This is a genomic window from Ruminococcus sp. YE282 (assembly GCA_900101355.1).
Lineage (GTDB): Bacteria > Bacillota > Clostridia > Oscillospirales > Acutalibacteraceae > Ruminococcoides > Ruminococcoides bromii_A.
Genome location: FMUV01000053.1, coordinates 1 through 10,454 on the forward strand (window position 1 = coordinate 1; position 10,454 = coordinate 10,454).

Genomic DNA, 10,454 nt, shown 5'->3' on the forward strand with positions numbered 1-10,454 from the left:
ATAAATTATGGGGCTTTTTACGATAACCGTAATTTAAAATCGTTGACCATTTCAGATTCTGTTGAAACTATAGGGGATTATGCTTTTTATAATTGCCGGTCACTTACACAGGCTATATTCGGCAAGGGAATTACTTCAATCGGCAATAATGCGTTCACAGGTTTTTCTGATTTAACCACTTATTGCCATGAGGATTCTTATACTCATAATTATTTGAAAAACCTTTCAAATGTTACAATTAAATTGATTTCAGAGAATTATTTTGTTGTAGATTTGGGCATAAATAAGCTTTCAAATAACAGCGTGACTTTTACATGGAAAAAGCCTAATGGTTATGAAAATATTGATCATTATATTATCAACAAAGACGGCGTTAAATATGATGAAACAAATGATACTTCATACACAGATACCAAGCTTGAGTCAGGCAGGGAATACACATACGCAGTTTGTGCGGTAGATACTGACGGAGTAGTATCGGAACCAAGAAGCATTAAAGTGATTCCTGCTTGTTCAAAAGTTAATTCAATCATGTTGCCAAATGGCAACAATAAAATCGGCGGCTTAAAGAGCATAAAGCTTACAGCTGAAATGAACGATAATCTTTCAAGAGATGAGGCTGTCGGAAAATTTGTTTACAGTGCTGACGGAGAACAATGGTATGACGCCTGCACAGCTCAAACTGACGCCAAGGGAAATAATTATATAGGATATTGGAATCTTGCGGATGTAAGAACAGGCGACTATACACTTAGATTTGTATTCACAGACAAGGACGGCGGACAATCGTTTGCCGAAACAAGTGTAAATGTTGACCGAACACATCCTGCTCCGATTGACGAGGTTACGATTACTCCGCTGGAGACTACCATATCATTGGCTTGGCAGATTTCAGCTGAATATGATACAAACATATACAGAATATACAGAAGCACACAAAAGGATTCAGGATACTCTCTGATTTCAGAAATACGCAACAGAGATACTCTTACATATTCCGACAAAAAGGTAGCAAAGGGTTTAAAATACTATTACTATATTGTAGGTGTAGACCAATTTGGTCAGGAAAGTCTTAAATATGATATATTATCAGCAGTCTTAATTGATGATACAGTAAGTCCGGTATTTGTAAAAATGTCGCCTGCAAACGGAACGTATATTTACGGAAAAACAAGATTTACCGTAAATGCAACAGATAATGTCGGTGTTTCAAAGACAGAACTTTATTATTCTCTTGACCCGGAGGCTCCTTATGAAAGTTGGAATATGCTGATTTCTCATAATGGCAGCACATTCTCGGAAAATGTAGATACAACCGTTATGCCGTCTGATGTTGTATATATTGTTGCAAAAATATACGACGCTGCGGGTAATTATACATACTCAACAAAACGAAAGTATATGTGCGATAACATTGGACCTGAAAAGGTTCAAAATGTACAATGTGTTAATGTTTCCGGCGCTACTGCAACGCTTTCTTGGAGCGACGTAAGTGACGAGGATATATCATACTTCATTGTTGAATCCAAAAATTCGGATGGCACATGGAGCACGGCAGCAAGATCTAATACAAAACTTGGCGTTAATCTTAGCAGACTTACTCCAGAAACTACATATACATACAGAGTAATCGGATATGATTTACATGGTAATCGCGGCATTGCCTCCGATGAGATTACTGTTAAAACAGAGAAGGATACTATCGCTCCAAAAGTTACAAGTTTTTCTCCATCTCCGGGTTATTATAAGGATTCAATTCCTTTAAGTTTTACCTGTACAGATGACTATATTGTTAAGACTCTTGAAATTCAAGTTTCAACTGACAATAATAAATGGAATAAAATAGCTGTGCTTAATGCAGATACTAATTCGTCAAACTATACTTTTAAGTACAATCTTTCGCTTTCAGAATATAAAGAAGGTTCTCTTTATATTCGTGGAATTGTATCTGACAGTTATGGCAACAAAACACAGGAGAGCGATTACACTCAATATGAATATATTGTAGACAGAACTGCCCCTGCGGCTCCAACAGGTGTAAGTGCAGAATCGGGACTAACTGAGGGCGGAAGTTCATTTGTATGTGTTTCATGGAATGCATTCGAGAATGATAGCAGCTTTAGTTATTACAGAGTATATAGAAGTACAGAAAAAGACGGTAATTACACACTTATAAAAGATAGATTGAATACTGTCAATTTTTATGACACTAACGTTGAATTCAGTTCAACATACTATTATACTGTTGAAGGTGTTGATCTTGCCGGCAACTACGGAAATAAATCAAATGTCGTTGAGTGCAGAGTTTCCGATGATACAACCAAGCCGGTTATTCTTGATGTGTCTCCAACTCAAAACATAAAAATAGGCAATAATAATAATCTATTCTCAATAGCTGCAACAGATAATGTAAGATTGCAGAATTTAAAGGTAGAATATAAAACGGATGCTCCTTTAAGTTTTTATACTACACTTAAAGAAATTACCGATAACACTAAGAACAGTTGTTCAACAACTGTTAGCTTGCCGCTTGATAAACTTACCACAGGAACAAAAGTTACATTAAGAATTAGTGCAAGCGATTCATCGGGTAACAAGGCTGATGAAAAATTACTTACATACATAATTGATAAAGACGCACCACAGATAATAAACCTTTCACTTTCGCAGACAGACGATAGCATATTTACCTTGAATTGGGCGACAGATGATGACGATGCCTCATATTTCTATGTTTACAGAAAAAGGGCTGTAGATTCTTCTTATGTACTCTGTGATTCAGTAATGGCTGAAAGCGGAAAAAGTAATTATTCGTATACAGACGATGAATTAGAGGTTACTGATAAAACAGTACAATATAAGGTTGAATCTCACGATTCCGCTGAAAATACAGACAGTGCTGAAACAGAAGTAACAAAGATAAACGGTGTAATAAAGCCGACAACTGTAATTAATTGTCAGTCAACAGTAGTATGCGGCAGTGAATATATGTTTGATGCATCGGCTTCAACTGATGACGGAAATATTGTAAGCTATACGTTTGATTTTGGTGACGGTACAATTAAGACAGTTACAGATGGACAGGTACTTCATACTTATATTGTTAGGGGTAATTATTCGCTTAAAGTTATGACAACTGATGATGACGGAAATACTTATACTGCTACAAAATCAATCACAGTTACTTCCCGTGAAATTGTAGGCAAGCTTAATGTGGTTGTAAAAGATGATAGTGGAAAAGTATTGCCAAATACTCCGGTTTATGTAGATCTTGGTGAATCCGGAGAGCAAAGTTCTGCGACAGATTCAAAGGGTAATGTAAGCTTTAATTTGTCAGTGGGTACCCATATTGTATCCTCTTTCAAAAACAAGGATTATTTACCTGTAAAGCAAACAGTCGCTGTAACAGGTGAAGATACTACAGTCACGCTTGTCCTTATAAATGAGCCTATTGTTACCGGTGAATTTGAAATTCATAAGATGACTTTTGAAGAAATTAAGGCGGCCGGTATTGATATTAATGCTGCTGAGAATAGACATGTAGTAAAGCTTAATGTTAGACTATACTATGACGGTAAGCCAAAAGATTCTGTTGTATATGTAAATAAAAATGGCGTTGTAAAATCTAACCCAATTTATGTAAAGTCAGGCGGTTGTACAAGAAAGCTTATTCCTTTTGTTATAGGCGGAGGCGGTTTATGGGATATAAAAACCGGTGAGAGTAACAGTGAAGAAACTGTACCTGCATTAGCATATATTGATATTCCTGTAGACTTTTCTTATCTCAAAGATTTCTTCAATGTTTCACTTCATGTTATCAATCATGCAAGCGATGATTTTACTTTATATAATAATACTGTAAAGTTGAATATACCTGACGGTCTTTCTTTAGTTTCAACTAATATGTCAGAATCTAATGAAAAAGTATTTATTAAAGAAATACAAGGTGGCACACAAGAGACAGTTAATTGGGTACTAAGAGGAGATAAGGCAGGAGAATACGAAATTTCAGCCGATTATAGCGGAACTATTTCATATTTTGATAAACCTATTAAAACTACTTTTGTGTCTGAGGATAAAATAAAGGTTGAAGACGCAAGCAAAATGGATGTTGTAATAGAAGCTGAAGAGGAAACCAAAGGCAGTCCTATCTATTATAATGTTTTAATAAAGAATAGCGGTAATTATACATGTTACGACTTTAAAAGACCATCAAATATTGGATTTGCACAGGAATTTATCAGCGTTGATGGAATTTCAAGTCCGATGTATCGTCAGATTAGTATGCTGAAAAGCGGCGAAAGCGTGCGTTACCACTATAAAGGCGCACTTAGTAATATGAAACCTGAATATGATAAGTACTATTTTGTCGGCTATTTAGTCGAGGAATTTACAAAATCGGGCTGTAATGTTATCATTGAAACTCATCCAACCAAGTACTTTACTGAATTTACCAACGACTATTCCACTTCCAATGAGGAGGAATATACAATTAATGTGGTTGATAAAGATTCAAATCCAATCAAAGGGGCAACTGTTCAGCTTGGCACAATAAAATATACAAGTGATGGAAATGGACAGGTTGTAGTTCCAATTCCTGATGATAATCCTATATATTTCAGTGTAACCAAAAGTGGTTACTTTGTTTATGAGGAGAAGTATTATGAGAAATACTGTATAGCCTCTCAGGATACAATAACGCTTTATGATGAATCAGAAATATGCGTTATATCATCTGTTATAACAAATGGTGATGACCTTCTTCAAAAGACGGCAGCAATTGATAACCACAATGAGAGTGACTATGTATTCTATATACACGTTTTTGGTGACAATATATCTTCAGTCGATTTGTACCAAAATGATACATTGTTAAATTCAATCAATAATCAGGAATATGACAACATATATGAAAGAACAATTCCACGTTCAAGCTTTAAGGAAGGCAGCAAGATTACGGTAAAAGCTAAGGCTGTTCAGTCTAACGGTAGTATATTTACGACTGAGACAACCCTTAATGCAAGGGTTGTCGACAGTTCTAAATTTCCTAAGTTTGATGATAATTTTAACATAGAAGGTTTTAGTTCAATAGCCTTTACAGTTCCTGATGATGTTCCGATTATTGGTGGCAAAAAATTTAATCTTGATTACGGAGATGTTTCGGATTATATTGACTCCGACGATTCGGATGACTCAGAAGAGAAAAAGATTTCTTTAAAACCATCACTGTCTGTAAAAGTCGTTGAAGGTGAATTGTTTGCCGGAATTAATTTAGAGATAGAGAATATTCTTGCAAAAAAATCTGAAGCATTTTCTAAGTCTATATCAGATAAAATCAGTGATAAATTAGAAAAATTTAAATCAACAAAACTTGTTGAAACTTCTATGAGTATTGAACCTAAACTTTCTATATCTGGCTACTTCAAACTTGGTATTAATGAATTCGGTGATGTTGTTTTCACCGGCGGTGGAATTTACCTTATGATTGGTGTTGAAGCAGAGACTGAAACACAGATGTTTGTGGCTGAAATTCCTGTTGTGATAGGTGCATCGTTTAAACTCACGGCTACTGGTTCTGTGTTAATCAATGTTGATCCAAATACAGCAATTGTGTCTTTACCTACTTTTGGTATAGATACTGAATTAGAACTTGGTCTAAGCGCAGGTTTTGGTGTACAAATATTGCATTCGGGCTTTTATGGAAAAGGTTCTTTAGCACTTAATTTTAATAATAGCAATGATGAACCATTTGGACTTGACAAAGCTACACTATCGGGAAATGCCGGATTCTACTTTAGCGTTGTCGGAGCAAAATATGAACAGGAACTTATTAGCAACAGTCATGACATTTATAACCGTTCTGAAAAAAATAACGCTAATAAGTCTCCTTACTATGTAGGTGCTGAATACGATGCTAAAAACTATACATACGGTGATGTTGATGAAACTCTTATAAATCAATCATGGAACAGTGGTTCTCAGACTTTACTGCAAAAAGTTAATTCGGACGCAAAGCCACAGATTATTCATTCAAACGGTAAAACTATAATGGCATATCTTGGCAGTGCTGATACTTCAGTTGCAGCAAATAACTCAAAACTCTATTATTCAGTATTAGATGACAACTCAAATCATTGGAGTGCTCCGGTTGCAATTGACTCCTCAAATCAATTTACTGATAGCTTTGAACTTAAAGAAATAAATGAAAATGTTTATTTAGGTTACGTCAAGAGTAATAAAGAGTATTCACAAAATCCATCTTCAATCAACGAAGCTGCCTCAAATCGAGAAGTATATGTTGCATCATTTAATGACAACAGTAATAGTTTTACCAAACCCGTAAGACTTACTGAAAATGATACTTACGATAACAATGTTCAGCTGACAGAGATGAATGGTAAACCTGCGGTAGTATGGGCTAATAATAGTGAAAATAACGCTTTTGCCATTAAGGGTAACAATTCAATTTGGTACAGTGTATATTCTGATGGTGATTGGAGTAAAGCTAAGTGCTTAGCTGATAACATCGGAACATTAATATCACTTGATGCAGGAAATATCGGTAATACTTCGGGTGCAGCAATTGTTATAGACAGTGACGGCGATTTATCGACAACTGATGACAGAGCAGTTAAGTTCATTTCTTTGATTGATGGAAGTGCAAAAAACATTGACAGCAATTCAAATTGTTCAAGGGCTGAATTTGCAAAATTCAATGGTAAAAATGTACTTCTTTGGAGCAAAAATAGCAGTATAATGTCATTAGAAAGCCTTGAAAAAGATGCTGTTATACTTGCAGAAAATGTTTCAAACGGATGTGCCAATAGTTTTGAGCTCCTTGAGAGCAAATCAGGAAATAATGCAATAGTTTATTCTGATACTGACTCCGATAATAAAACTTCAGTTTATGTGATGTATCGTGACAACGAAACAGGAAAATTCAGTTCTGCAGTTAAGCTGGTAACTTCTGATAATTACATAGAATCACCATCAGTTATTTATGTAGATGATAACCTTTCTGTTGCATATCTTGATACAAAGGCAACAATAGACGACAGTGGTATTACAAGAGAAAGCAGTCTAAACTATCAGAAGATTAAATCCGGTGCCAGCCTTTTGGTTAGCAGCGTGGATATTGATTATTCATCAGCTATTATAGGTCAAACTGTTTCTGCAAAAGCACAGGTTACAAACGCAGGAGATACTGCTTCCAAAGATTTTAAGATTAATGTAAAGGATTCTGACGGTAACGTAATTCTTATAAAAAATGTAGAAGAAACAGTTAACCCGGGAGAAACTAAAGCAATTGATATTTCATTTATTGCAACTGAACAATCAGTTGAAAATTCACTTAATCTTGATATTGAGGATGAGAGCGGAAACAAAACATCTAAAATATTTGATCTTGATAAATGTGATGTTTCGATAACAGCCGAGCAACTTGTAACCAATGGTAAAAACGGTGCTGAAGTAAGCATTACCGGCAGCAATGATATTAAGTCAGGCGGACAGTTGGAAATACTGGACGAAAACGGTAATGCAGCATATACCCAGAAATTTTTACCGGTTAGAGCCAATAAATATGTCACAATTAATATTGATGATATTGACAAATACGCTGATAAAAACGGAATAGTAACGTTCCGTGTCGTTGGAGGTGTAGATGATTATAACACCTGTAATAATATATTTACACTTAAGCTTTATGATTATTCTTTCAATAATTTAGATGGCGATGTACTTATCGGTGATATAGACCTTGATGGCGTCATTACGATAAAGGATGTAACATTATTGCAAAAATATCTTGCAGATGTTTCAGACCTATCTGATAAGGCTTTGATAGCAGCAGATGTTGATAAAGACGGTACTATTGATATTTGCGATGCTACAAAGATACGCTCATATCTATGTGATTTTGCAGATAAAAACATAGGATATTGCGGTCAAAGGTCAAGATAACAATCAATAATAAAGGCTGTTGCAAATCATTTAATTTGCGACAGCCTTATCCTTTATAATAAGTCTATACTTTGCAATTTTAATAATAAAACCTAATAAATTTTATATTATTAAAATCACAGGTGGTAATGTCATTAGTGTTTTCCTCGTTTAATACGATAAAATCTGATGCCACGCCGACAAGAAAGCCTGTTTTTGAAATCATAGTATTTGTACCCAACAAAAAATCTACTGTTACCTTTCTTCCAATCTGAGTTTTAATAAAACCATTAAGGTAGTTAAGCTCTGACGGAGATACCTGAACAGAATTTGCAAGTTCACTAAATTTAGTTCCAACGCCAAGGCTGTTCATTAATCCGTTATCAATCGTTTGTACGTAATTGTTTTGGATTCTTGGGTCTAAATTTCCATTTTGACCTTGTGAGTTCTCATCACTTTGCTCATTTATGTTCATTGTTTCAATAAAATCCATATTATCTTCAACAGTCTTAGATTCGGGTGTGCTTACCTGTTCTCTCCGAATCATATTATATTGATAATCCTGAAGATCATTATTGTTATCTATTCCGTAAATTCTGTCGGCGTCCAATTGTTGAAAGTATTCATCTTCTAATATTCCGTTAGAAGTGGGATTATTGCTCAATATAGTTTTTTGTGTTTGATTCTGTTTAAAATTATTATAGTTAGCAGCCATATATTTCTCCTCACGGTATGGATTATTATGTTCAGTTTCATAATATTCTTATAAATATAAGTCTGTTACAAATAACCAATTCTGCTGAAATAATATTTTAATTTAAGTATTGAAAAATTTTAATAAATGCTGTATAATAAATTTAAGTTTTGATTTAATATTTGCTGAAGTGGCGCAGTTGGTAGCGCAACTGATTCGTAATCAGTAGGTCGTGGGTTCAAGTCCCATCTTCAGCTCCAAATTAAAATCCGCATTATAAGTTGTTTTGGCTTTTAATGCGGATTTTTTGTTTATGAAATAATTTTCAAAATCTCATTAATCATTGACAAAGAATATAAATTTGTATATAATATAGCTATCATTTAACCAAATGGTTAAATGATATATGGAGGTGATTTATTTGGGTTTACAAGAAACAATGAAAGCACTTTCAGATGAAACACGTCGGGAAATCATTCAGATGCTAAAAAAGACCGAAATGACAGCAGGTGATATATCAAAGCATTTTAAAATATCAAATGCAGCAATATCAAAACATTTGTCAATATTAAAAAATGCTGATTTAATACGAGATAGGAAAGACGGAAAATTTATAATTTATGAGCTTAACACTTCGGTTCTCGAAGAAGTGTTATTGTGGATTTCTGACCTAAAAGGAGAATAATTATGAAATCAAAATATTATGTTATTAGTGCGCTTATGTTTCTGACATTGATTTATACAATCATATTTATGATTATTTCGCCTGATTCTATACCTATGCATTATAATGTATTAGGTGAAATTGACCGATATGGCAGCAAGTATGAAATGATTATGCTTCCAATATTTGTATTGATTTCCGGCATAGTGCCTATGCTTTTTGCTAAGCATTTTAAATCAAAGAGTGATAAGTCATCTGAGAAATTATCACTTAATGTAGGCATTGTTTTAGTTTTAATGTTTATCGCATTGTATGTGCTTTTTTCTGTTATGGCATTAAACTCAAATATAGAATATGGAACGGATATTGGTAAGGTTATTATTATTGCAATAGGAATCTTCTTTACGGTGTTGTGCAACTTAATGCCCAAAGCAAGGTTAAATTCTTTATTTGGAATTCGCACCAGTTGGAGTATTGCTAATGAAAAAACATGGCAAAAGTCTCAGCGCTTTGGTGGTTATTCCGGGGTTATATGCGGTATAATTCTCGTTATTTCTGGTCTTGTTTTTTCGTTTGAAATTGGCATAATAGTCACAATAGTTTTAATTACTCTATGGGCTGTTTTGTCTTCAATTATGTCTTATGTGTTTTACAAAAAGTATGATTAAAATTAATTTAATTTGACTTTGTTCTCGTTATATGTTATATTACAGGTAAACTGCCACCGGGTAGAAAATGCAAAAGCATTCGTCTGCACATCGTTAGGTCTTAGAAGATGTGCAAACGGATGCTTTTTTTGGCTCTTTGTCAATAGTTGGGGTAAACCGAAAAATGAAAATGAATGAAAAATTAAAGATAAGCGATGGCGTCAAGTGGTCGCTTGTTTTTGACAATTGACAGATTGAAGAGAAAATATATGTAAAATACGATTACGAAAACGGTTGAAATTTCTGTAACCGTAAGCATTGCGTTTAAGAACTTTAATTTTGTTGTTACAACCTTCAGTAAAACCATTTGTGATAGTGGAAGAAAATGAATTAAGAATACCTGTCAGCCAATTCATCATAGTATTAGCACACTTTTGAAGTTGAGGAATATCACTGTCAAGTGCGGAGTTAATCCAATCAGACATAGCAAATTTAGCCGAATCTCTGT

The 10,454-nt window shown here is 34.3% G+C and carries 5 protein-coding genes and 1 tRNA gene; 4 read left to right on the forward strand and 2 right to left on the reverse strand.

Annotated features, from left to right (window positions below):
- Positions 1 to 7,962, forward strand: coding sequence for a fibronectin type III domain-containing protein (locus BLP46_RS11995; protein WP_318259615.1), 7,962 nt, complete (start codon positions 1 to 3; stop codon positions 7,960 to 7,962).
- A 79-nt stretch (positions 7,963 to 8,041) separates the two neighbouring features.
- On the opposite strand, the gene BLP46_RS12000 is transcribed toward BLP46_RS11995, so the two are convergent.
- A complete protein-coding gene (locus BLP46_RS12000) occupies positions 8,042 to 8,656 on the reverse strand; it encodes a hypothetical protein (protein WP_092979233.1) in 615 nt (204 codons plus the stop codon).
- Between the two features lie 163 nt (positions 8,657 to 8,819).
- On the opposite strand from BLP46_RS12000, the gene BLP46_RS12005 reads away from it, so the two are divergent.
- The 3 genes from BLP46_RS12005 to BLP46_RS12015 all read left to right on the forward strand — a co-directional run bounded on the left by BLP46_RS12005 (position 8,820) and on the right by BLP46_RS12015 (position 9,967).
- Positions 8,820 to 8,895, forward strand: a tRNA-Thr gene (locus tag BLP46_RS12005).
- A 161-nt stretch (positions 8,896 to 9,056) separates the two neighbouring features.
- Entirely contained in the window at positions 9,057 to 9,320 is a 264-nt protein-coding gene (locus BLP46_RS12010) for an autorepressor SdpR family transcription factor (protein WP_092979235.1), read from the forward strand.
- A 2-nt stretch (positions 9,321 to 9,322) separates the two neighbouring features.
- The gene (locus BLP46_RS12015; RefSeq protein ID WP_092979237.1) at positions 9,323 to 9,967 is read left to right on the forward strand and encodes an SdpI family protein; all 645 of its coding nucleotides are present in this window, start codon (positions 9,323 to 9,325) and stop codon (positions 9,965 to 9,967) included.
- Positions 9,968 to 10,167: 200 nt separating this feature from the next.
- On the opposite strand, the gene BLP46_RS13405 is transcribed toward BLP46_RS12015, so the two are convergent.
- A partial coding sequence (locus tag BLP46_RS13405; protein WP_318259616.1) for a transposase occupies positions 10,168 to 10,454 on the reverse strand: 287 nt, incomplete at its 5' end.

Bases quoted from the DNA above. Each gene is read 5' to 3' on its own strand.
- BLP46_RS12015 (WP_092979237.1), top strand. From the start codon at position 9,323: ATGAAATCAAAATATTATGTTATTAGTGCGCTTATGTTTCTGACATTG.
- BLP46_RS12000 (WP_092979233.1), bottom strand. From the start codon at position 8,656: ATGGCTGCTAACTATAATAATTTTAAACAGAATCAAACACAAAAAACT.